We start from the raw sequence: 21,663 nt of genomic DNA on the forward strand, positions 1-21,663 counted from the left end.
AGCGTAGTAGTAGTTGCACGCTAAGTTCAACGCGATACGGGCCACATTTACTAATACGCCAACAGCGCGAACGTGGCGCGGTAATCGCGTGAACCCAGAAAGTGGACCGCGTCAGGGGATGCGTCGGGGCGCGGCCGACGAGCGCAGTGCCGGCGCGACGGGAGGGCCCGTGAGGAATCCGTCGGTGGTTCCGGCGTCGATGGCGCGTCGGTATACCTCGGCGGCACCTCGCAGTGCGTCGATGGTCAATTCGATATCGGTGGGCGTGTGTGCCGCGGAGATCACGAAAGACTGTCCCAGTACACCGCGACGCAGCAGTTCCTGCAGCAGCAGTGCACGGTAGGCCTGCGAGGGCTGCCCGTCTGGGCCGAGACTGGTAAAGGTGAGACACGATGGTCGGCCTATTGTCCGGATATGTTCGCCCACGCCTAGTTCCGCGGTAATGGCGGCAATGCCGTCGGCGAGATCCCGGCCCGAGGCCTCCATGGCCCGTACCGGGGCATCATCTCGATAGGCCTGCACCACTGCGCGGAAGGCCGCCAATCCCACCGCTTCCGGCCCGTTTGTGGTGGACAGCAGAAACGTCCGCGGATCGTCGGTCCGCAGGCCGCCGCGTTCCATATAGTCCCGCTTGCCCGCAAGCGCGGCGATCGCGAAACCATTGCCCATCGCCTTGCCCCAGCACGACAGATCCGGGGTCACCCCGTACACGGCCTGGGCACCCGCGCAGGACCACCGAAATCCGGTGATGATCTCGTCGAAAACCAGTAGCGCACCATGACGGGTGCACAGCGCCCTCACGGATTCGAGGAATCCGGATTCGGGCTCGGCGGCCGCGCTGGCGACCTCCATGATGACACAAGCGATTTCGCCGGGGTAATGATCAAAAAGCGTTGTCAGAGAATGGAGATCGTTGTAGTTGAACCTGGCCACGTCCTCGGTTGCGGTTTTCGGGATACCCGCGTTCATCTCGGTGGTGCCGATGAACCAGTCGTCGGCGGAGAAGAACGGCTGCCGACAGGCCGCGACCATCGTGCGTCCGGTCACGGCGCGGGCGAGGCGAATGGCGGCGGTGGTGACATCCGATCCGTTCTTGGCGAACTTGACCATCTCGGCGGTTGGCACGGTCCGCAGGAAATCCTCGGCGGCTTCGGCTTCTAATACCGTTGGGCGACTGAAACTTACCCCTCGGCTCAGCGTGTCGCGGACGGCCTCGATGACGGGCCCGTATGCATGGCCGAGGGTAATCGCACGCAGCCCCATGCCGTATTCCACATAGCAGTTGTCGTCAACATCCCACACCCGCGCGCCCGACCCGTGCGTCAGCACCGGCGCCATGCCTAGCGGGTACTGGTCGGCGCCGCGCGCGTAGGTATGCGCCCCGCCGGGCACCGCGTCGTGGAGCCGGGCCTGCCAGGTATTCGACTGTTCAAAACCCCGATGTGTCATGTTCGCGCTTCCTCACGAAGGAGCGGAGCTGCGGCAGGTGACGGGTTCTGGTCGCGTCTGACCAGTGCCCACGCCGCACCCGCAAGCACGATCAAGAGCCACCGAATCATCGAAATCTGTTGGAAAGCGGAGACATCCAGCACAGAACTGACGACGGTGAGCGCGACGAGCCCGCCGAGCACGCCATTGATCAGCTCCGTGGTGGCCGCATCCTCGCAGCGATTGCGCGCGTTACCCGCGTACACGATCGCTGTGATCATCAGGACCACCAAGGTCAACAGGCCCACGATGCCGCCTTCGATGAGGCGGCTGAGGTATTCGTTGTCGAGAACCGGCTGTTCCGGTCCTAGTGGATAGGTGAATGATCCCTGCCCCAACCAAAAGTTCTCGGTCCAATGCGACATCACGTAGTCGATTCCACGCGCACGGGATTGCAGCGACGGGTCGTCCGAGCTACTCATAAAGGTTTTGATGATCGCCTCGAAAACACCCAGTCCACTCACCGCGGCGACTGCCGCAGCACCGAGCGCGGCGCATAACAACCCGGCAAGCCGACGCACCGGCCAGCGCCACGACATCACGAGGATTGCCGCCGCGAATCCCACGAACGCCGATCGAGAAACAGTCACCACCGAGCCCGCCATCACAATGCCGGTCAGCACTGCCCATGGCCATATCTTTCTGGCAGTCCCGTCGGCCCCGCTATTCGAGGCCTTGGCGTTGTACACGAGCGCGACGCCGATAGGTGCGATCGTGGTCAATACCGCGCTCAGTTCCAGGGCATGCGCTGCGGCGCCCTGTGCTCGGACGACGCCTTCACGAACAATCCCATGAGCGACACCCGTATCGCCGAATTTCATGAGCCCGGGAATCCGGATCATCGCCGCGATGTCGACGCCGGTGGCGAATTGCGCCAGGGCGAGGATCGCTGTGATGGCACCGCCAATGAGAAGCGCCTTCAAGAAGATCTCAATGATTCGCGCGGAGCTTTCGGGATGGGCGGCGAACAGAAAGACGAATCCGATGAGCGCGGCCACCGTCACCGCGTATGCGGACATGCCCTGCCCGGCCTGCACCACGGCGATATGCGGCAGGAGACGGGTGGTGACGGCATTGAAGGACACCACGGTTGCCAGCACAGAGGCGAGGATCACGAGGGTAACTCCGCGCGCTCCGAGCGAGAGCCGGTGCCCCGACAGCACCCAATATCCGCCCAGCACACCGACGATGATCAAGGCGACCTGAGCGGGGCTGAGCCCTTTCAGGGCATACACCGCGTAGACCTGCCGGGTGCTCAACAGCACGATGCATGCGAGCGCGGCGAACTTGACGGTACCCAGACCGCGGTCGGTCATCACAGTGCCCGACTACCGGTCTGGAGAAGGCTTGTCGCCAGGCCAGGTACGGAAATCGGTCAGGCGGGGCGGGGTCCAGTTCAATACCGCTTGGGCCAGCGCCTCGTCGTCGATCTCGAGATTGTCCAGGTCGTCGTCGACGATGGTGGGAGCGTCCGCGGTACCGGAGGCTTGGCGTCCATTGGTTGCCGAATTCTTTGCCAGGATCTGGCCATTGCCGCCCGCGTCTGCCTCAACCGGATCGGTGGGGGCCTCGGCGGCCGCCGATGGCTCATTGGCTACGCGTGGAGTCTCGGTTTTAGCCTTGACCTTGTTCCCAGGCTGTCGATCGGCGCGCCTTTCTTTGCGGCGCCGCATCGCGAGTGCGTCGTAGGCCAGCAGCAGGATGGTCGCGGCGAGCAGCGCCGCGACGGCCATGGAACCCGCGGATTTCACCGCGCTGTTGGACATTACGACGGGGGCTGTGGGTTCCTGGAGGATAGTGAGAGTTGCCCAGTTCTCGGGTGCTACCGAGGCCCCCACCTGCAGTTTCACCAGGTTGTCGCGTGCGACGTCAAGGACTGCTCCCGCTCCTGCCTTGCAGTCCGAAGTCTCGCCGCAGAGCACCAGAATCGACAGCTGAGAGGACGGTTGTTGATTGTTGGGTCCCAGGTCAATGCTGTTGGAGACCGTGTAGTCCACACCGGGCGCGGCCGCGGCAATCGAAGTCTGTGCGGGCTGGCTGGATATCGAGGTGGCGAGGATGCCGACGAGCTGCGCCATTTGCGGCGACAAGTTCAACATCGGGTTGGCGCCCAGCGTGTCACCGGTCGAGGAGAAAGTGGGAGGTGGGACAACCACTGCAGAGGCCGTAGATGCCCGGATGGTGACACCCTTGGTGTAGCCGTATGCGCCTGCGCTGCACACCATCAGGGCCACGAGGACAAGCGCAATCCGCCGGTTCAAGATCCGCTTGACCAGGTCGTTGACGTTCACGGGCGCTCCGACTCTTGCTATCGTCCGGACTATTCGCGATAGGCGCGCCGTCCCATAACCAGCCTTATTGGTCACGAGCATAACCCACACTTGCTCGCCCCAGAGAATGAACGATGGCTAGGCTAACCGCCGTGTCGACAGAATCGCTGGGCCCGCCGGTTCGGGTGACGATCTCCCACGTGGTGGTTGACCTTTGCTGCGTGCAGGACGTGCTCGATGCGGTCGCCCGGCGCCCGGCAGCGGCCGATGAGTGCCCGCTTGTTATCGGCTCGGTGAACTTGGACCATTTGCACCATTTCGGCAAGGGGCGCGCGTATCGGGACTGCGCCGAGCTGGGGCCACAGCTGGATTGGTTGATGCTCGCCGACGGGGCGCCGATCGCGGCGCGTGCCCGGCTCAAGACGCGGCAAAACTGGCCACGGATCACCGGCGCGGACCTGCTACCGCAGGTTCTCGAGCTGGCAACCAGGACCGGTCGCCGGGTCGGGTTCTTGGGCGGACTGCCGAAGGTGCATGACCAGCTGCGCACGATTCTCGGCGAACGCTATCCCGGCCTGCAGGTCGTCGGTCTGTGGGCGCCCGATCGTAGCGATATCACCGACCCGACCCGCAGCGATGCCCTCGCACGCGAGATTGCCGCCGCCGGCGCCCATATTCTGGTAGTTGGCCTAGGAAAACCATTACAGGAGTTATGGATTGCGCGCCACGGGGTCGCTACCGGCGCCATGGTGCTGCTGGCTTTCGGTGCGTCCGCCGATTTCCTTGCCGGTGCCGCAACGCGCGCTCCGGAATGGATGCAACGCAGCGGACTGGAATGGTCGTACCGATTGGGTCGCGAACCGCGGCGAATGGCCCGGCGGTACCTGATACAGGGGCCGGCGTCCCTGGCGCGGTTACGTAAGGCCGAGGTTGGGCCGGCACAGTCAGCTAAACCCCATGCATAATGCTCGCGAAATGCTCAGCCATTCGTTCGGAGCTGAACTCCGCCCGCACCCGCTGCGCCCCAGACTGTCCGAGGGCGCGGGCGCGATCGGGGTCGCGCGCCAGCTCGGCGATCGCGCGGGCGAAGGCGTCGGGGTCGCCGGGTGGAACCAACACGCCGTCGACATCATGGCGGATGTAGTGCGCAATCCCCGGATTGTCGGTCATGACCACCGGGCGCCCACTGGCCATTGCCTCCAGCGCGACCGTAAGTCCCGAACCGGTAATTACGTTGGGGCGCACCGCAATCGCCACGAGCGTGGATCGGCGATACAGATCCCGCATTCGTCCGTAGAGCCGTTCAGTGTGCAGGGTGACAATACCGGGTGGCGAGCTGACCGGCAGCGCAGTAGCCAGTTCGAGTGTGAGGCCGTGGCATTGTTCGCGGGCGGTAAGAACGGCCTGGACGAGAAGCGCGTGGTCCCGGTGGACATCCTCGCCGGCGCTGACCACCAACGGAGTGCCAGCATTCGCCCACGGCTGCACCCGGTAGAAATCGGTATCGATTCCCACCGGAGCGAAATGCAGCCGCGAGTCCTCGACACCCCAGGCGCGCGACAGCAGTTCGACCTGGGGAGGGGACTGCGAAAAGACCGCTGCGCTGCGGGCCAATGCGTAGCGGGCGAGTCCGCGCGGCACCGGGGGAGACTCGGCGGGCTCGGTAAGCCAACCGATTCCGGTCACCACCGGCGGACTCATCCGGATTGCCGTCGCAACCGCTGCCGGCACTCCAGTGCGTTCGTCGTAGCAGAACACGATATCGCTCGCGCGTCGAGCCGCTCTGTCAGCAACGGTCTCCAGAATTTCGAGATCCCCCGTGCGATAACGAATGTGACCGGCGATTCGCGCAGCGCGGCGGCCGAACGAAAACTCGCTGAATGCGGGTGTCACGCCGTAGCGCGACAACCGATGCAGACCGTAGGGTGCCCGATCCGGCACCTCATCAGCCCGGTTCCTGATCTCCCATTGCGAGGCCGAAACGCCATGCGGCAAGGCCACATACGCGTGCAGTTGTTGACTCGGTTGCATTATTCCCATCCCATATCGGCGCAAGGTAGCACATGACCTCGGAACGTGCCGACGGTTCCGCGGGTGCCCAACCGGCATCCGGACGACGGATTGCCAACGCCGTGGCCTGGCAACTAGGCGGTCGTGTCCTGGGAGTAGTCGCTTCCATAGCGGCGATCGCGCTGACTACACGTGCTGTCGGTCCGCTGGCCTACGGGCATCTCAATACCGCGCTCTTCTTCATCGGGCTGTGGACGAGTTTGACCGAACTCGGCATCGGCGCGGTCATCGTCAGACGCGTCTCCAGCGGCAGCGGCAGTCTCGAACGGTTGGTCGGGGTCAACCTTGGTCTCTCCATTGCCTATTGCGTGCCCCTCACCGTGCTCGCCGCGGTGTCGGGTTTGTTGGTCTATCGCGACCAGCCTGAAGTCGACTCGATGTTGCTTATCATGAGCGGGAGCCTCACGCTGAGCACTTTGGCGAGCTGCCTTGGCCCTGTGTTCGTCCAATCGGTCCGCTTCCCGGCGGTGGCGATCGCGGACGTCATGTCGCGCGTGGCGGTTCTGGGCTTCACGTGGATTCTCGTCACGGTCGATGCCACACCGGTCTGGTACGCGGTGGCGCAGCTCATACCGCCGGCGGTATTGCTTCTCGTGCAAGGTATTGCCGCACATCGGATCATTCCGCTACGCATCGTGATGTCCACACGCGAGTCATGGGACCTGGTACGCGAAAGCCTGCCGCAGACAGCGGTTCTGGTAGTCGGTGTTTTGTACTGGCGAATCGACGGCGTGATCCTGAGTCTGCTGAGCACACCGGTCGAGGTCGGCCATTATGGGCTGGCGTATCAGACGGCATTCACCTTGTCGGTCATGGGCAGCTTCTTCCTGTGGGCGACGCTGTCCACCATGTCGACGCTTTATGCCACCGATTCAGCGCGGTTCGGCTACTTCATTCAGCGATCCGTCGGGCTCATGCTCGCGGTGGCAGTACCGATCTCCGTGGTCGGCTTCTTTGTGGGCCGCGATCTCATCGCGCTTTTGGGTTCCGAAGAGTTCGTGGACAAGTCGAACCTGGTGATGCCGTTGCTGCTCGTCGCGGTTGGCCTCACCTTCCTGACCGGCATCGTGAGCCAGGCTCTGTTTGCCGCGCATCGCCAGGTATTTCTGTTGCGGCTCAATGTGTGCAATCTCGTCGGCAATATCGTTCTCAACGTACTGCTGATCCCGCACCTGGGCGCACTGGGCGCGGCGATCGCGCTGGTGGCCAGCGAGGTGGTGGGCTTGACCATCGCCGCCACCAAGTTGACCACCTGTAGCGCCTATCGCACGCCCTGGATGTTCCTCCTGCGCTTGGCCATACCGACATTGGCGGCTGTCGGCGCGCTCCTTCTTGCCGAACAGTGGATGCCGCAGTTGATGGCGGCGGCGATCGCTGCCGGTGTGTATGTGGGGGTGAATCTTTGGGCGGGCCCGGTGCATCTGCGGGACGTCCGGGACGTACTCCGCAAGGAGGATTCTGGTGGGTAGCAATAGGCTCAAGGAGCTGAACAGGGCCTATCTCCCGTCACCTCAGGGCGGTGAGGTACATGGGGGTATCGCGGTGTTCGTCGTCGCGTACGGACGTCCGGATCTGCTCGCCGACTGTCTGCGGTCGTGCCACGAACACCTCGGCGAGCTGCCGGTACACGTGTGGGACAACTCGGGACCGGACTATCCGGGGATGGGCGCAGTTCGAGCGTCATTTCCTGACGTGAGCTGGCACGGTACGGGGGACAATCTCGGATTCGCCGCGGCCGTCAACAGATTGGCGGATCTCGTGGCGGGTGCGCACCTGCTGCTCGTGAACCCCGATGCGATCGTGAAGAGCCCACTCACGCGGACACGCGCCCAGATGGCTATCGATCCCATGGTGGCCGCGGCGGCGCCACAGATAGACCCGACCACACCGCATCTCGGCGAGCTCCCCTGGGACAACGGACATCGCGCCCCGAACATGCTCCGGGCGCTGGTGTCGCACGCGGGCTACGCGCCTGCGCTACGCGGCCGCGCGATCTCGGAGCTGTACCGGACAGCGCCCACCGAAGTGGACGGGTACCTCACCGGCGCCTGCCTATTGATCAACCGGCAGGTCTGGAATGAGATCGGTGGTTTCGACGAGGAGTTCTTCCTGTACGGCGAGGAAGCCGACTGGCAGCTGCGTGCCCGGGCGGCGGGCCGGCGGCTGGTTTTCATCGACGAGCCCGGTGTCACGCACAGTGCCAAGGGGACTGTCACCGGAGATCACCAGCGCGCTATCCGCTCCGACGATCTACTGAGAGCCAATATCGCCCTCACCCTCGAACATTCGAAAGGTGCGCGCACCGCCGACCTCTATCTGGCCGGGACATCCGCGCTGGACCGCGTGCAGCGTTCGGCTCGCCGCGTCCGCAAGACGCGACTCAGGCCGGGCACCGGGCGCCCACAGATAATCCTGACCACCAACCGGCTGGTGTACGGGGGTGCCGAACGCCAACACGTCTTGTTGGCAACCGAATTGGATCGGCGCGGATATGCCGTGACCATCGCGTGCATGCAGCGTTTCGGCCCGTTGGTTGCCGAGATCCCCGCGACGGTGCGGGTGGTGCGTCAGCCCTGGTGGTGCCCCACATTCGAAATCGGCGACGGTCCCACAATCCTCGTGTCGGGGGACACCAACACCGAGACCGGTTGCGGGACACTGTGGCGCGCATCCGGACGACATCGCAGATGGCTGGTGGCGGCACATATCCCACCCGAACTGAACACGGGAACCTACTCGGCGCCGCTCGCGGCGGCGATGAGCCGGGCCGACGGCTTTATTGCGCTATCGCGACGCCACTGGGACGAGGTTTCGGCGCATCAGCGCGTCGGCACACGATTCTTCACCGCCCCTAATGGGGTGGTGAGCCGACGCGATCTACCCGAGACTGTGCCGCGCCGCCGTGATCTGAGTGGCCCATTGCATTTCGTGATGCTGTCGCGCATTGTCGAGCACAAGAATCCACATCTGCTGGTGGAGGCGCTGAGCGGATTGGCCGAATACGACTGGCGGCTCTCCATCTTCGGAGACGGGCCCGACCGCCAACGACTGGAGGCTCTTACGCCCGATTCGGTGCGTGACCGGGTGCACTGGCGCGGTTGGTCGCCCGGTCCGGATCATGCGCTGGCCGACTGCGATGTGCTCTGTGTGCCGAGCCGCAGCGAGGCCTTCCCGCTGGTGATCCTCGAGGCGATGGCACGTGCCGTACCGGTCATCGGGTCGGCGGTCTGCTCGGTACCGGACATGCTCGACGACGGCAGCGGTGTCGTGGTGGATCCGATAGATGTGCAGTCCTGGCGCGACGCGCTCAAGGATGCCCTGTCCGCCCCTGAGCGCTTGACGGCTTTGGGGTGCAATGGGTTTAAGCGGATGCGTGATCTCTATACGATCGAGACGATGGCGGACTCGTACGAGGAAGCCTTCACCGCGGTGCTCAAGGGCTGATGTCTGCGATGAGAATTCTCTGGTTGTCACCCTGGATGCGTCCGCTTGCTCGCGTGCACACCGAAGCATTGATGGGCCGAGGCGCTTCGGTGTTGTTAGTGACCACCGACCAGCACCCCGAGTCTGGTCCGGCACGGGACCATGAGATGGTCCTGGAGCCCTCGCTCAAACATCCTGCCGGTTGGGCGTCATGGGCACGTGCTGTACCGAAAGTCCGTGCGTTCCGGCCCGATGTGGTGATCACCGAGCTGGTCCGCGATCCGCGTTGGCAGGCATTCGGGGCGGGCCGTCCGCGCGTGCTGCTCGTCCACGATGATCGACCGCACGACGCCTCCGAAGAACGGCCGCGGTGGAAAGACATCGCGTTCCGTCGATGGGAGTCGGGCGCAGTTCAACGCGTGGCGTTCAGCGATTACGTCGCGCGACAGATCGCCCCGCACGCGTTATCGCCGGTCGGAGTGGTTCCGCTGACGAGTGACCTCGACCCGCAGCGGGTGCCGCCCTTCGTGCCCGCAAGCGGTCGTCGTGACTTCGTCCTGGTCGGGCGACTCAACGGCTACAAGAACGTTGACGTCATCCTGCGTGCGTGGGAGGCGCACGTCGCGGGTCCGGCCTGGCACGGAGACCATCTGGTGCTCATCGGTAACGGCGAATTCAGGGGTGCACTGCCGGAGTCGGTGCGGTGGATTCGTGGGCCATACAGCTATGACGACGTGCTGCAACCACTTTCCACCGCCAAGGCCTCAGTCGTGCATTACCGGCAGGCCTCGCAGAGCGGCGTACAGACATTGTCGATGCAGCTCGGGGTGAACGTCATCGTCTCAACCGAGGGGGCATTGCCGGAGTTTCAGCCGCACGGGGAGATCGCCTTGGGCCGCGACGATGTGGCTGGGCTGACCGCGGCTTTCGATCGGCATGCCGACCCCGTCGCCGCGGCGAGCTTCGGTGCGGTGGCACGCGAGCATTATCTGCAGAACTTCACCGCCGATCACGCAGCCGGCCGGCTGCTAACGATCTGCGAGCGACTTCCACGTCCGCACTAGCTGTGCCTCCCACTCGGCGATGTCAAGGCCGCGCACCGTCTCCCGTCCGGCGGTCCCCAGTCGGCGGCGTTCGTCGTGATCGGTGGTCAGCCGGGTAAGGGCCGCTACCAGCGCGTCGATATCGCCGGGTGCGATCAACACACCGTTCTCGCCGTCACGCACCACCTCGGCGATGGAACCGACGGGTGCGGTGATCACCGCGACCGCCGAGGCCATGGCCTCCAGTAGTGCCATCGGAAGGCCCTCGGCGTAGCTTGGGAGCACGAAAATATCTGCACCGCTGAGCAATTGGGAACTTGCGGCCGCATCCAGCCAACCGTGCACGGTGATCACATCGGCGACGTCGGCCGAAACGACGGCGGCGCGTGCCTGTTCCACCTCGCCATCACCGGCAAGGTGGATATGCAGCATCGTGCGGATCTCCGGTGTGAGTGCGGATGCCGCCCGGATGATGTCGTATGTGCCCTTGCGGCGTCCGAGCCGGCCCAGGCTGATCACCGTAAGGGTGTCGCCATGAGAGGAAGCCGTCCGCTCGGGGATGCGGACCGGATTCTGCAGCACCGCCACCCGATTCGGGTCGAGTCGCAGACAGACGATGTACTCGTCGGCGAGGTTGCGCCCCAAGATGATCCACCGGTTGGCACGCAATCCCCACCGCACACCGCGCTGCACTGTGGGCCGCTGTTCCCGGTACCACCCGGCGAAATCGAAGCTGTGGGCATGGATAAGTGCGGGCACCCCGCGGATGCGCGCAGACCATAAGGGCAGCGCCTTGCGGGCCACGCTCCCACCGTGACCAAGATGGACGTGCAGGACGTCGACCCGTCCCGCGAGGACCAACCACGACGACACCAGCATTCCGCGGACGCCGACCCACAACCAGCGCCACCGGGAGGCGTCCACATAGGTGGGCACCACATGCACTGTCACGGACGAGTCAGTCAACGCCGCCATATGCGACATGACGGTTGCCATGCCGCCGCGGCTTTCGGGACCTGCCGGGGCCGGTCCTATCGCCAACACGCGCACAGGCGTCGGCGTGGGGACGGAGTGGGGCACGCGCCAAGTGTAGAGCTCAGTGGCTAGGTATCGTTGCGCGCTGTGACCGGTGCGCAAGCCGTGAGACAGCGTCATCCGGCGGTGGTAGGTGCGATAGCGCTCGCCGGGCTGGCGTTGATAGCTGCGATGGTGCTGGCACGCGACTCCAGCAAGTTCGTCCACCTCCATGCCGCAGAGACCGCATCGCACCGGCTCGACACCGGGCCGCTGGTAGCCGGTGCCCTTGTCGTCGAGTGGTGGGTGCGAGATCACCCCGATGACCCACGCGCGGCGGCCATCCGGGACCAGATCGCGCGGTACCCGATTGCGATGTGGGCCACCGGTAGCGATGAGGACGACAGCCGCAATATCTCCGATATCGTCCAGCGGGCGCGGCGCGCCGACGGCACCGCGCAGTTGGTGCTGTACAACGTTCCGGACCGGGACGACGGTTTCTCCGGGCCCAACCACGTGGTCACCCCCGCCGTGTACCGAGCGTGGATCGACCGGGTGTCAGCACTGGTGGGGGACACCCGGATGGTGGTGATCGTCGAACCCGACGCCTTGTGGTTCGCCGACCGGCAATCCTTGGAGGGCACTGATTTCGACGGTCGCATCGGATCTATTCGCTACGCGGTGGACACCTTCTCGGCGCGGAACGTCAATGCCCGCGTTTACCTCGAGGCCGGAACCTCGTCCGGCTCGGTGACTCCCGAGCGGATGGCGGCGCTCCTTGCCATGGCGGGTGTGTCCGATCGAGTGGGATACGCCGTCAACGTGTCGTCGTTCGCCCCGACTTACGAGATCACCGCGTACGCCCAACGCATCAGGGCGTCATTGCAACAGTGGTTCGGCGTATCCGATCCTCGCTACATCGTCGATACGTCGCAGAACGGCAGCCCGACATGGAACTTCGACTGGTGCAACCCCTCGGGGCGCATGCTCGGTATGCCGCCTACCGTACTGGGCCAGTCCGACGGGCTGGATATGAATCTGTGGATTCTTGCGCCGGGCGCCTCCAACGGCCCCTGTGGCGTCGCCCCCGATGCGCCCGGTGGAGAGTTCAGCCCAGCTCTCGCGACCGCGCTCCTGCGTTAGCAGAGCCCCGTCATCCAACGACCTTCCAACTCCGGAAAGCGTTGACGAACCTCCGGGTACAGATCGGGCAGGGTGAGCAGAACCTGGTCCGGGTCGGCGGTCACGAGATCGGCAGGCGCGATGATAGGGATATCTGTGCCGGGCATGCGTCGGCCCTGTTTGGCGGGAGAGGCATCGGCGACGGCCACCACCGATTCCGTCGTCAGCCCCGCGCGGGCGAACAGTGCCACTGCGCGCGAGGGTGCGCCGTAGGCGTACACGGTTTGTCCGGATGAACGCCTGTCGCTCAGCCATTGGGTGAGGCGCTGCACCTGCTCGTCCACCGCATGCTGCAGCCGCACGAATCCTTCGGCATCCACGGCGCCGCTTGCCTTCTCACGTTCGATCAGCTGCTCCACCGGCGGCGGCTCGGGGTGATCACCATGGCGTGCGGCGAGAAGCAGGGTGCCACCGTAGAGGTCGAACTCCCATACCGCGACCACGGACATACCCACATCGGCGAGCATTCGACGCAAAGCCGTCAGGGAATAGTAGGCAAAATGCCCATGCCGCAGCGAGTTCCACTGGCCCAGCGCCAGGATCGTTGCGATCGAGTGGAATTGAAGAAGTAGTACCCCGTCGGCAGCGGTGCGGCGGGCGCGTGTCCTGATCGCTTCGGCCTGATCAGGGTCGTGCATCATGCCGAAGCTGTCCAGTACCAGGTCCGCGGGAGCGTCCAGGGTCTGCTCAGTACTCTGAAAACCCTTGGAAACAACGAGGTTCAGCCAGCTGCCACCGTGCGGACTGGTGAACTCGTACACGGTGCGTCCGATGAGGAGCCCGGCACCTTCCACTCGGGCAACCGCATCGGCGGCCTGGTCGCGCAGGGCCTGCGGCTCCACCGCGCGCGGCTCGTCGGTCTCGGTGTCGTCGACCTCGAGCTGCGCAAGCGCACAGTCCGCACATACCGTCATCGCCAGGGGGTGCACCGCATCCGCGGTGGGCGGGCCGCCAGCGGTGGGGAAGTGATCGGCCGCGGGTACGGCGCCCAGATCCAGCACCCGAGACAACCTGTGGCCACGGCAATACCGGCATGTGATCACCGTTGGCGCCCCAATCGTTCCGCGGTACGGCAGGATGGCGTCGTGCGCATCCACACCACCGAAATCGACGGCGTGCTGTTGATGGAACCCACACCACACCATGACGACCGTGGGTTCTTCACCCGGACATTCGATTCCGCGCTATTCGACGAGTACCACCGCACAGCGGACGGTGCGGTGCGCGCCGCCGACTTCCTGCAGGACTCCCAATCGCGGTCGCGCCAGGGCGTATTGCGCGGTCTGCACGGCCGTTCGGGGCGCGGCGAAAGCAAGCTCATCAGGTGTGCGCGCGGCTCCGTCTTCGATGTGCTGGTCGACGCGCGCCCCGGATCACCGACCTTTGGGCGTTGGCAGAGCTTCACTCTCGACGATTCCACCTTTGGGCACCTATTCGTACCGGCCGGCATACTGCATGGCCATCAAGCGCTGACAGAGTGGGCCGACCTCTGCTACCGCATCGACCGGCCCCACGACCCCGCCGAGGATGTCTCGGTCGCCCATGACGATCCCGATCTCGGTATCGACTGGCCGCTTGCGGTCGCCGCCATCAGTGCCAAGGACGCCGCCGCGGGCAGTTGGGCGGCGTTGACCGGACGGTGACGGGCTCACCGCGCGACCGGTCGCAGACTGTCGTCTACGGCCCCGGATTCGCGCAGTTTCTTCAGGTGGGCGAGCCGGGTGAAGGATTGGCGGAACATCGATTCGGTGAGACTTCCGGCGACGCACTGCTCGTAGAGCTCCTTGGCGCCCGCCGCGATCGACCATTCGGCGCGGTATCCCGGTAGTGCTTCACGGATCGCGGAAAAGTCGACCCGGTAGGAGCGTGGATCGGCACCCGTTTCCCCGGTGATGGTCAGGGTGGAGTCGGGAACCGCGGCTACGGCGGACTCTGCGATCTGTGCCACCGTCTGGTTGTTCTCCTCGGTGCCGACGTTGAACGCCGCGCAATGAATCACCTCCTGTGGTGCCGTGAGACATTCGAGGAAGGCGCCCGCGATATCCCGGGCGTGCACCAATGGGCGCCACGGCGTTCCGTCGGAGAGAACCCGGACCTCTCCGGTGAGAACCGCGTGGCCGACAAGGTTGTTCAGCACGATATCGGCGCGGAGCCGGGGCGAGTATCCGAATGCAGTGGCGTTACGCAGGAACACCGGCGAGAACCCGGAGTCGGCGATGGCCGCGACATCGTCCTCGACGCGAACCTTGCTTTCCGCGTACGGGGTCAAGGGTTTGAGTGGAGCGCTCTCGCTGACCAGGTCTTCGCCCGCGGACCCGTACACAGAGCATGTCGAGGCGTACAGGTACCGGCTTACTCCTGCATCCTTGGCCAGCTGAGCCAACCGTACGGAGGCGTAGTGATTGATGTCGTAGGTGAGATCGGGCGCCAGCGCGCCGAGCGGGTCATTCGACAAGGCCGCCAAGTGGATCACCGCATCGAATCCGGCCAGCTGATCGATCGTCACGTCACGAAGGTCGACGGCAATCGACGGGGGATCCACAAGCGGCGGACCCAGGACGCAGTCGGCGAATAGACCCGAGTCCAGACCCACGATCTCGTGGCCGGCCTCCGCTGCCATCTGGGACATCACAGTGCCGAGATACCCCTGATGGCCGGTGATCAGAACCTTCACTGCGTTGCTCCTAGATGCGATGTCGCCGACGGTGCGGCTCCGAGAGCGATGGTGGCCTTTTCCAGCACGAATGCCTCCGCGTACCGGTGACGGCATTGCACACCGCGCACCCGCGCCAAGGCGAGAAAGGTCTCCTTGTCGAACCAATCGTGCGCCTGCTGCGACGGATAATGCGTGTAGATGAGATCGGCCTTGCTGCAGGCGATGTCATCGCCTAATGGCTGAAAGACAGTGGGGGTCGGGGTGTCGGTCTCCCATTTGACAATCTCGTAGCCGAGGATCAGGTGATCGCGAAACTCGGTGGGCGCCAACGTCGCCAGCATTCGGTGGTCTTGATGAGCGTCGTGGCGCTGAGGGCCGAACACCACGGTGGCCGCCGAATCACGACGAAAGGCCACCAGCGCTTCCTTGATCTCGTTCCAGTGTGCGGGTGCCCGTCCGTCGGGGAAGTCGAGGACGTCGACAGCGAGGTCAGCTCCGGGGCACAGGGCTGCCAACGCCGCTCGCTCCTCGGCCTCACGTTCGGTACCGCCGCCGCTGAGCACGAGTGCTCGCACTCGCAGACCGGGTCGGCCGCGGGCTATGGTCAGCAGTGTGCCACCCATGCCGATGGCGATATCGTCGCAATGTGCTGCCAGCAGCGCGATTTCGTCGACGGATCCGGTGCCTAGCTCAATCACGTGGTGACCGACTCCTGCTCCCAGACCATCCACGGGCGCACGCCCTTGCGGTAACCCTCATCGAGCTCGGCGCGTTCCTTAAAGGTGTCGGCGGGCTTCCAGAATCCGCTGAACTTGTAGCCGAACATCCTGCCCTCCTTGGCCAATGAGCCGCAGGCATCCTCGACGAGGTCCCCTCCGGCGGGCAGATAGTCGAATACGTCTTGGGAGAGCACGAAATAGCCGCCGTTCTCCCACATATCGAGTTTAGAGACTGCGGTGATCTCGGTAACGGACCCGCCGTCGTCCACGTCCACCGTGTGGAACGACGATTGCGGAGGAACCAGCAGCATGGACGCGGCGGCGCCGGAATCGTGGAATTTGGTCACCAGATCGTCCAGGGGAGCGTTGGTGAGAACATCGGCGTAGTTGGCCAGGAAGTGGGGGTCGTCGCCGAGATGGTGGCGGACGCGACGCAACCGCTCGCCGATGGGCGATTCGGTCCCGGTGTCCGCAAAAGTGATGGTCCAATCGGCAATATCGGATTTCAACAACCGCACCTTGCCGTCGGCCAGGATGAAATCATTGGACTGCGCCTCGTTGTAGCTGAGAAAGAAGTCCTTGATCGCTTCGGCGCCGTAGCCCAGACACAGGATGAACTCCTTATGACCGTGGTACGCATAGTATTTCATCACGTGCCAGATGAGCGGACGTGGTCCGACCATCTGTAGGGGTTTGGGGATCACATCGCCGGCGTCATTGCGCATGCGCATGCCGAAGCCCCCGCAGAACAGCACGACCTTCATACCGATGCTCCTTCGGGCTCAACGTGAGGTTCAACGACATGCAGCCGCGGGAGGGGATAGACGAGCCTGCCGCCCCACTCGCCGATATGCCGCAATTGCTGCGTGATCTCGGTTTCCAGGTTCCATGGCAACACCAGCACCACATCGGGTTTGTCCTCGTCGATGCGGTCGGGAGAGTGCACCGGAATCCGGGTGCCCGGGCTGAACATGCCCTGTTTGTAGGGATTCCGATCGACGGTGTACGCCATCAGGTCGGTACGGATACCGCAGTAGTTCAGCAGGGTATTGCCCTTGCCGGGCGCGCCGTAGCCGACGACGGTCTTGCCCTCTGCCTTGCAGGTGAGCAGAAACTGTAGGAGTTCCAAGCGGATTCGTTCGGTCTTCGCGCGGAATCTTTCGTATCCGGAGAGTTCGTGCAAACCTGCGCGTCGTTCCAGTTCCAAGACCTCGGCCACCGAGGGCGCGATCTCGGGCCGGCATTCCCGTGGTCGTGCCCAAAGCCTGATCGAGCCACCGTGCGTCTCAAGGAGCTCGACGTCGACAACCTCCAGATCACCTACGGCGAGGGCTTTTTGAGCTGCCAGCACGGTGTAGTACTGGAAATGTTCATGGTAAATGGTGTCGAACTGACCGAGCTCGATGAGGTTGAGTGCGTGATGCACCTCGATGCTCACCCAGCCGTCATCGGAGACCAGCTCCCGAAGCGCATGCGTGAACCCGCGTAGGTCGGGGATGTGGGCGTACACGTTGTTCGCGGCGACCAAACGCGCGGGACCGTGCTCCGCTCGGACGCGGGCGGCGGTGTCCTCGTCGAGGAAGGCCGTCAGGGTCGGAACTCCCTTGTCGCGGGCGGCTTGTCCGACATTCACCGACGGTTCGATGCCGAGGCAGCGGATGCCTGCGGCGACGGCGTGCTGGAGCAGGTAGCCGTCGTTGCTGGCCACCTCCACGATGAAGTCCTCGGGGTTGTCCGGGGAAAGCCCGAGTCGCGCAACGGAATCGCTGATGTACTCACGAGCGTGATCTACCCAGCTGTCCGAATACGACGAAAAGTATGCGTACTCGGTGAAGTTGTCTTCGGGGCTAATCAGCGCCGGAATCTGCAGCAACATGCAACTCTGGCAGAGCCTCAGGTGCAGGGGATACGTGGCCTCCGGCAGATCGAGCTCGTCCGCACGGAGAAACTTCTGGCAGGGTGGCGTCGCACCCAGGTCGACCACGCTGAACAGCTGTGTTGCGTGACATAGTCGACAGCGCACCGGATACTCCTTGGCCAGCTATGTGGAGACATGTGTTCCCCAAACCCGGCGATAGGCTACCCGGTTCTGACGTCTACTGCGACCAGCGGTTGGCGATCAGGTTGAAACCGATGTCCTTGGTGTTCTGCATGGCCTCATACAGGCGGTAGTACGAGATGTAGCTGATACGCCATTTTCCGTCCGCATCTCGGCGGTACCGGTCCGTGTAGTAGGACGTTCCGGTGATCAGGACGCTGTGCGCGGGCACGATCACGACATCGCTCATGGCCCAGCTGCCGGTCGCCGTATCACCATCGACCTGGATCTCCGGATGGCTCATGGTGTGCACGCTGGTGATATCGGTCGTCAGTGACGACCGCATGTAGTCGACCACGCCTGCGCGCGAGGTGAACTCAAGCGGTGCACCGTGCACCGCGGTGCCGTATGTCGCCTGGACGTCTTCGGTGAGGGTGTCGGCGAACTCATCCCACAATTTGTTGTCGAGGGTGCGTGCGTAGCGGTACTTGAGCTCGGTGATTTCGTGGATGTCGACGAGGGTGGCGGGGGTGGGGCGTTCCATGAAGCCATTGTTAGCACGTCGCCCGCGCGGTGTTGCCAAATGTGCACGCGCAGAACATGCGCGCTTCCTTTCAAGATCATCCGAGGATGCTGTACGTGGGAGTACATTTGTCCGGTATTGTCCGCCGCTGCCGAAAAGGTGCCCCATGAACACAATCACTCGTCTTGTCGTGGCGCCCGCCGTTGGCGTCGTAGCGGCTGCATTCGTCGGATTCGGAGGAGTGGTGGCCTCCGCTGAGCCGACCCCGCCGCCTCCTGTTCCGGGTGCCCCGAACTCGCCTTCGCATGGATCCTTGGTCGATCAGCCGAGCAACGACGGCAACAGCGGCTGGGGCTACCTGCCGGGCGGTGCGGGCTCTCAGTGTGAGAACGCCTGGGTGGTCTGCGGTTCCGATAACAACCCACCCGAATCCAACATCGCCCCCGGACATGATGATGCTGGTGGCTGGGTCAGCGCACCCGGTGAGACCGGTGCCGACTGCGAGAACCCCGGAGTCACCTGCACCGACGTCGGTTAATACATCTCGCCGTATGCCAGTGACACCCAACTGTGCTGGCCGTCGGCACCGTTGATCTTCAAGGTGTGCTCAACAGCGGGATCGACGTTGAACGGCAGCAGGGCGACAATGATCCCCGGTTTTCCCGGAGTGTCCCCACATATGGCCGTGTATTTCATGGTGTGCCCGTCAAGGTCCATCGGCAGGTCGGGACCGCCGGTGCAGAGCGCCGCAATGAACCCGCCGTGAACGGTCGTCTTCGTCTGCGGCGGCACCTTCACCTCATACCTTCCGGTGCCGTCCTTGGTGGCGGCGACAACGGGATCCTTGAGGGCGCCGAGGCCGTCATGTAGGCGCGTGACCGCGTCCTCAGACCCCGCTGATGAGTCGGCACTACTGGGCTTCGATGTGGGGGGCGTGTTCGCCGCGGTGGACCGCGACGTCGACGGACGCGAACTCGACGCGGCGGCGGATGTCTCTGAGATCCGGGTGATGCCTGGACCACTCTGGCAGCCGGCCACGACCACGGCGCATGCCATGAGCGCCAATGCACCCGTACAGGTTCGAGTCATCCGTAGATAGAAACACGCCTCACCGTCGACGGGAGGCTGGTACGTGGTGCCCTCGGTGAGATTCGAACTCACACTGCACGGGTTTTGAATCCGTTTCCTCTGCCAGTTGGGATACGAGGGCCTGGCGTTTCGGCGGCCCGGGGCCTGCCGTCGGATTCCTACCTTAAAGGATCACATCCGTCACTTTCACCAGGGTAACGCCGTTCACACCACCTCATACGTCACAATGGTCGCCATGACCGGCCCACAGAACCCCGAACCGGCGGCGCACGCGCACCGCGTGCTCGTCGCCGAAGACGAAGCCCTGATCCGCCTCGACCTGGTGGAAATGCTCCAGGAGGAGGGCTACGACGTGGTGGGTCAGGCCGGCGACGGGCAGGAGGCTGTGGATCTCGCCGTGCAGCTCAAACCCGATCTCGTGATCATGGACGTCAAGATGCCGCGCCGCGACGGTATCGACGCCGCGTCCGAGATCGCCGCCAAGCGCATCGCCCCGATCGTCATCCTCACCGCTTTCAGCCAGCGTGATCTGGTGGAGAAGGCCCGCGACGCCGGTGCCATGGCCTACCTGGTCAAGCCGTTCTCCAAGACCGACCTCGTCCCGGCCATCGAGGTGGCGGTCAGCCGGTTCGGCGAGCTCGCAGCGCTGGAGAAGGAAGTGCAGACCCTGTCCGACCGGCTGGAGACCCGCAAGCTCGTCGAGCGCGCCAAGGGTGTCCTGCAGTCCACCCAGGGACTCACCGAACCCGACGCGTTCAAGTGGATTCAGCGGGCCGCGATGGACCGTCGCACCACCATGAAACGCGTTGCCGAAGTGGTACTGGAAACACTCGATACCGACACTACGAGTTGAAAGTCGGGTAAGCACTGCGCGTTGCCTCCCAGTTGGCTATGTTTTCTGATCAACCTGGTTCGCCCAACTCATCCGGAGGTAATCGTGCGTGTACGCGCGAGTGTGATCATGCTGGGCGCGGTAACCCTCGCCCTCGCCGGTTGTCATAACGGCTCTCAGTCGGACGAGTCCAATCAGACCAACCTGAAGATCTCGCCGTTGGTGCAGATCGCTCAGGACGGGACCGAGGTACCCGCGTCCAACGCGAAATCGCCGGCCGATCCCGCTGGCGACGGAAAAGCGCAGTGCGACAACGTTTCTCTGGCCATGGCCGGTGCGCTCAACGGTCCCGACGCGGCCCTGGGAATCAATATCCTCAACGGGGCGAAGCTGGCCGTCGACAAGCACAACGCCGCCAATCCCGGATGCCAGATCAGACTCCGCGAGTTCGACACCGAGGGGCTGCCGCAGAACGCGAGCAATATCGCCCCACAGATCATCGGGGACCCGGCCATCATCGGGCTCATCGGTCCGGGATTCTCTGGGGAAACCAAATCGACCGGGCAGATCTTCAGCGAGGCCGGATTGGTTTCCACGACCGCCTCGGCCACGAACGTGACGCTCACGCAGCAGGGCTGGAAAACCTTCTTCCGCGGCCTGGCCAACGACGGGGTACAGGGCCCCGCCGTCGCCAACTACCTCAAGAAAACCCTCGGGTACCACAAGGTCTGTGTCGTCGACGACAGCACCGACTACGGCTCGGGGTTGGCCAACGCGGTACGCGGGACACTCGGAAACGACTGCAACGCCTCGGTCAAGAAGGGCGACAAGGACTTTTCGGCGGCGGTCACACAACTCAAGAACGCCACTCCGGACGCGGTGTTCTTCGGCGGCTACTACGCCGAGGCGGCGCCCCTGGTGCAACAGCTCCGCAACGCCGGAGTGAACGCGACGTTCGTATCCGCGGACGGCACCAAGGACATCGAGTTCGTCAAGCAGGCGGGCGATTCCTCGAAGGACGCGCTGTTGTCCTGCCCGTGCGGTCCTGCCTCGGATACCTTCGCCAAGGAGTACACCGCCAAGTTCAATCAGGAACCCGGGACGTACAGCACCGAGGGGTATGACCTGGGGACGATCCTGGTCAAGGGGATTGACGCGGGAAAGACCACGCGGGCCGGATTGCTCGATTGGGTTCGTACCTACCAGGGACAGGGCGTTGCGCGCGAATACAAGTGGACCGAGACCGGTGAGCTAACGTCAACACTTATCTGGGTATATAAGGTCACGTAAAAGATCACAAGGAACAAGCGAGGGAC

The 21,663-nt window shown here is 64.0% G+C and carries 21 protein-coding genes and 1 tRNA gene; 9 read left to right on the forward strand and 13 right to left on the reverse strand.

The window, feature by feature from the left end; all coding sequences use genetic code 11:
- Window positions 1-111: 111 nt before the first annotated feature.
- The 3 genes from MLB1_RS11740 to MLB1_RS11750 are packed head-to-tail and all read right to left on the reverse strand — an operon-like array spanning window position 112 to window position 3,779.
- Window positions 112-1,449, reverse strand: coding sequence for a glutamate-1-semialdehyde 2,1-aminomutase (locus MLB1_RS11740; protein WP_180749997.1), 1,338 nt, complete (start codon window positions 1,447-1,449; stop codon window positions 112-114).
- A complete protein-coding gene (locus MLB1_RS11745; RefSeq protein WP_180749998.1) occupies window positions 1,446-2,804 on the reverse strand; it encodes an O-antigen ligase family protein in 1,359 nt (452 codons plus the stop codon). The genes MLB1_RS11740 and MLB1_RS11745 overlap by 4 nt, the downstream gene beginning before the upstream one ends.
- Before the next feature lie 12 nt (window positions 2,805-2,816).
- Window positions 2,817-3,779, reverse strand: a complete 963-nt coding sequence (locus MLB1_RS11750) for a hypothetical protein (protein WP_180749999.1) — start codon at window positions 3,777-3,779, stop codon at window positions 2,817-2,819.
- Between the two features lie 131 nt (window positions 3,780-3,910).
- Between MLB1_RS11750 and MLB1_RS11755 the strand changes: the two genes are divergently transcribed.
- Window positions 3,911-4,723: a WecB/TagA/CpsF family glycosyltransferase gene (locus MLB1_RS11755; RefSeq protein ID WP_180750000.1), complete on the forward strand. Its 813-nt coding sequence runs from the start codon at window positions 3,911-3,913 to the stop codon at window positions 4,721-4,723.
- Here the strand turns inward: MLB1_RS11755 and MLB1_RS11760 are convergent.
- Window positions 4,707-5,789, reverse strand: coding sequence for a glycosyltransferase family 4 protein (locus MLB1_RS11760; protein ID WP_180750001.1), 1,083 nt, complete (start codon window positions 5,787-5,789; stop codon window positions 4,707-4,709). The genes MLB1_RS11755 and MLB1_RS11760 overlap by 17 nt on opposite strands.
- Window positions 5,790-5,821: 32 nt before the next feature.
- On the opposite strand from MLB1_RS11760, the gene MLB1_RS11765 reads away from it, so the two are divergent.
- The 3 genes from MLB1_RS11765 to MLB1_RS11775 are packed head-to-tail and all read left to right on the forward strand — an operon-like array spanning window position 5,822 to window position 10,315.
- Window positions 5,822-7,297: a flippase gene (locus MLB1_RS11765; RefSeq protein WP_180750002.1), complete on the forward strand. Its 1,476-nt coding sequence runs from the start codon at window positions 5,822-5,824 to the stop codon at window positions 7,295-7,297.
- Window positions 7,290-9,272 (forward strand): glycosyltransferase, encoded by a 1,983-nt coding sequence (locus MLB1_RS11770; RefSeq protein WP_371750610.1) that lies wholly within the window; start codon window positions 7,290-7,292, stop codon window positions 9,270-9,272. The genes MLB1_RS11765 and MLB1_RS11770 overlap by 8 nt, the downstream gene beginning before the upstream one ends.
- Before the next feature lie 14 nt (window positions 9,273-9,286).
- Entirely contained in the window at window positions 9,287-10,315 is a 1,029-nt protein-coding gene (locus tag MLB1_RS11775; protein WP_371750619.1) for a glycosyltransferase family 4 protein, read from the forward strand.
- Here the strand turns inward: MLB1_RS11775 and MLB1_RS11780 are convergent.
- The gene (locus MLB1_RS11780; protein ID WP_180750004.1) at window positions 10,280-11,374 is read right to left on the reverse strand and encodes a glycosyltransferase family 4 protein; all 1,095 of its coding nucleotides are present in this window, start codon (window positions 11,372-11,374) and stop codon (window positions 10,280-10,282) included. The two genes, MLB1_RS11775 and MLB1_RS11780, sit on opposite strands and share 36 nt — an antisense overlap.
- A gap of 42 nt (window positions 11,375-11,416) precedes the next feature.
- Here MLB1_RS11780 and MLB1_RS11785 point away from each other — a divergent pair, with 42 nt between their 5' ends.
- Window positions 11,417-12,451: a glycoside hydrolase family 6 protein gene (locus MLB1_RS11785; protein WP_180750005.1), complete on the forward strand. Its 1,035-nt coding sequence runs from the start codon at window positions 11,417-11,419 to the stop codon at window positions 12,449-12,451.
- On the opposite strand, the gene MLB1_RS11790 is transcribed toward MLB1_RS11785, so the two are convergent.
- Entirely contained in the window at window positions 12,448-13,587 is a 1,140-nt protein-coding gene (locus MLB1_RS11790; protein WP_358148729.1) for a methyltransferase domain-containing protein, read from the reverse strand. The genes MLB1_RS11785 and MLB1_RS11790 overlap by 4 nt on opposite strands.
- Here MLB1_RS11790 and MLB1_RS11795 point away from each other — a divergent pair.
- Window positions 13,576-14,133: a dTDP-4-dehydrorhamnose 3,5-epimerase family protein gene (locus MLB1_RS11795; RefSeq protein WP_180750007.1), complete on the forward strand. Its 558-nt coding sequence runs from the start codon at window positions 13,576-13,578 to the stop codon at window positions 14,131-14,133. The genes MLB1_RS11790 and MLB1_RS11795 overlap by 12 nt on opposite strands.
- Window positions 14,134-14,138: 5 nt before the next feature.
- On the opposite strand, the gene MLB1_RS11800 is transcribed toward MLB1_RS11795, so the two are convergent.
- The 5 genes from MLB1_RS11800 to MLB1_RS11820 all read right to left on the reverse strand — a co-directional run bounded on the left by MLB1_RS11800 (window position 14,139) and on the right by MLB1_RS11820 (window position 18,447).
- Window positions 14,139-15,164: an SDR family oxidoreductase gene (locus MLB1_RS11800; protein ID WP_180750008.1), complete on the reverse strand. Its 1,026-nt coding sequence runs from the start codon at window positions 15,162-15,164 to the stop codon at window positions 14,139-14,141.
- Window positions 15,161-15,844: a PIG-L family deacetylase gene (locus tag MLB1_RS11805; protein WP_180750009.1), complete on the reverse strand. Its 684-nt coding sequence runs from the start codon at window positions 15,842-15,844 to the stop codon at window positions 15,161-15,163. Before MLB1_RS11805 ends, MLB1_RS11800 begins: the two co-directional genes overlap by 4 nt.
- On the reverse strand, window positions 15,841-16,629 hold the full coding sequence (locus MLB1_RS11810) for a glucose-1-phosphate cytidylyltransferase (RefSeq protein ID WP_180750010.1): 789 nt from the start codon (window positions 16,627-16,629) through the stop codon (window positions 15,841-15,843). Before MLB1_RS11810 ends, MLB1_RS11805 begins: the two co-directional genes overlap by 4 nt.
- The gene (locus MLB1_RS11815) at window positions 16,626-17,888 is read right to left on the reverse strand and encodes a class I SAM-dependent methyltransferase (protein ID WP_180750011.1); all 1,263 of its coding nucleotides are present in this window, start codon (window positions 17,886-17,888) and stop codon (window positions 16,626-16,628) included. Before MLB1_RS11815 ends, MLB1_RS11810 begins: the two co-directional genes overlap by 4 nt.
- A 73-nt stretch (window positions 17,889-17,961) precedes the next feature.
- Window positions 17,962-18,447, reverse strand: coding sequence for a nuclear transport factor 2 family protein (locus MLB1_RS11820; protein WP_180750012.1), 486 nt, complete (start codon window positions 18,445-18,447; stop codon window positions 17,962-17,964).
- A gap of 145 nt (window positions 18,448-18,592) precedes the next feature.
- Between MLB1_RS11820 and MLB1_RS11825 the strand changes: the two genes are divergently transcribed.
- On the forward strand, window positions 18,593-18,964 hold the full coding sequence (locus MLB1_RS11825; RefSeq protein ID WP_180750013.1) for a hypothetical protein: 372 nt from the start codon (window positions 18,593-18,595) through the stop codon (window positions 18,962-18,964).
- Here MLB1_RS11825 and MLB1_RS11830 read toward each other — a convergent pair.
- Window positions 18,961-19,587, reverse strand: coding sequence for a hypothetical protein (locus MLB1_RS11830; RefSeq protein WP_180750014.1), 627 nt, complete (start codon window positions 19,585-19,587; stop codon window positions 18,961-18,963). The genes MLB1_RS11825 and MLB1_RS11830 overlap by 4 nt on opposite strands.
- A tRNA-Leu gene (locus tag MLB1_RS11835) sits at window positions 19,560-19,636 on the reverse strand. The genes MLB1_RS11830 and MLB1_RS11835 overlap by 28 nt, the downstream gene beginning before the upstream one ends.
- Window positions 19,637-19,750: 114 nt before the next feature.
- Here MLB1_RS11835 and MLB1_RS11840 point away from each other — a divergent pair.
- Together MLB1_RS11840 and MLB1_RS11845 are read left to right on the forward strand one after the other, a co-directional pair.
- On the forward strand, window positions 19,751-20,368 hold the full coding sequence (locus tag MLB1_RS11840) for an ANTAR domain-containing response regulator (protein ID WP_180750015.1): 618 nt from the start codon (window positions 19,751-19,753) through the stop codon (window positions 20,366-20,368).
- 84 nt (window positions 20,369-20,452) lie between these two features.
- Window positions 20,453-21,637: a branched-chain amino acid ABC transporter substrate-binding protein gene (locus tag MLB1_RS11845; protein ID WP_180750016.1), complete on the forward strand. Its 1,185-nt coding sequence runs from the start codon at window positions 20,453-20,455 to the stop codon at window positions 21,635-21,637.
- Window positions 21,638-21,663: the final 26 nt, after the last annotated feature.

It is taken from the genome of Mycobacteroides sp. LB1 (assembly GCF_013449725.1).
Lineage (GTDB): Bacteria > Actinomycetota > Actinomycetes > Mycobacteriales > Mycobacteriaceae > Mycobacterium.

What these genes read in the sequence shown, in the direction of transcription:
- MLB1_RS11760 (WP_180750001.1), bottom strand. Translation starts at nt 5,789, where the DNA reads ATGCAACCGAGTCAACAACTGCACGCGTATGTGGCCTTGCCGCATGGC.
- MLB1_RS11745 (WP_180749998.1), bottom strand. Translation starts at nt 2,804, where the DNA reads ATGACCGACCGCGGTCTGGGTACCGTCAAGTTCGCCGCGCTCGCATGC.
- MLB1_RS11765 (WP_180750002.1), top strand. Translation starts at nt 5,822, where the DNA reads ATGACCTCGGAACGTGCCGACGGTTCCGCGGGTGCCCAACCGGCATCC.
- MLB1_RS11840 (WP_180750015.1), top strand. Translation starts at nt 19,751, where the DNA reads ATGACCGGCCCACAGAACCCCGAACCGGCGGCGCACGCGCACCGCGTG.
- MLB1_RS11825 (WP_180750013.1), top strand. Translation starts at nt 18,593, where the DNA reads ATGAACACAATCACTCGTCTTGTCGTGGCGCCCGCCGTTGGCGTCGTA.
- MLB1_RS11810 (WP_180750010.1), bottom strand. Translation starts at nt 16,629, where the DNA reads ATGAAGGTCGTGCTGTTCTGCGGGGGCTTCGGCATGCGCATGCGCAAT.
- MLB1_RS11740 (WP_180749997.1), bottom strand. Translation starts at nt 1,449, where the DNA reads ATGACACATCGGGGTTTTGAACAGTCGAATACCTGGCAGGCCCGGCTC.
- MLB1_RS11820 (WP_180750012.1), bottom strand. Translation starts at nt 18,447, where the DNA reads ATGGAACGCCCCACCCCCGCCACCCTCGTCGACATCCACGAAATCACC.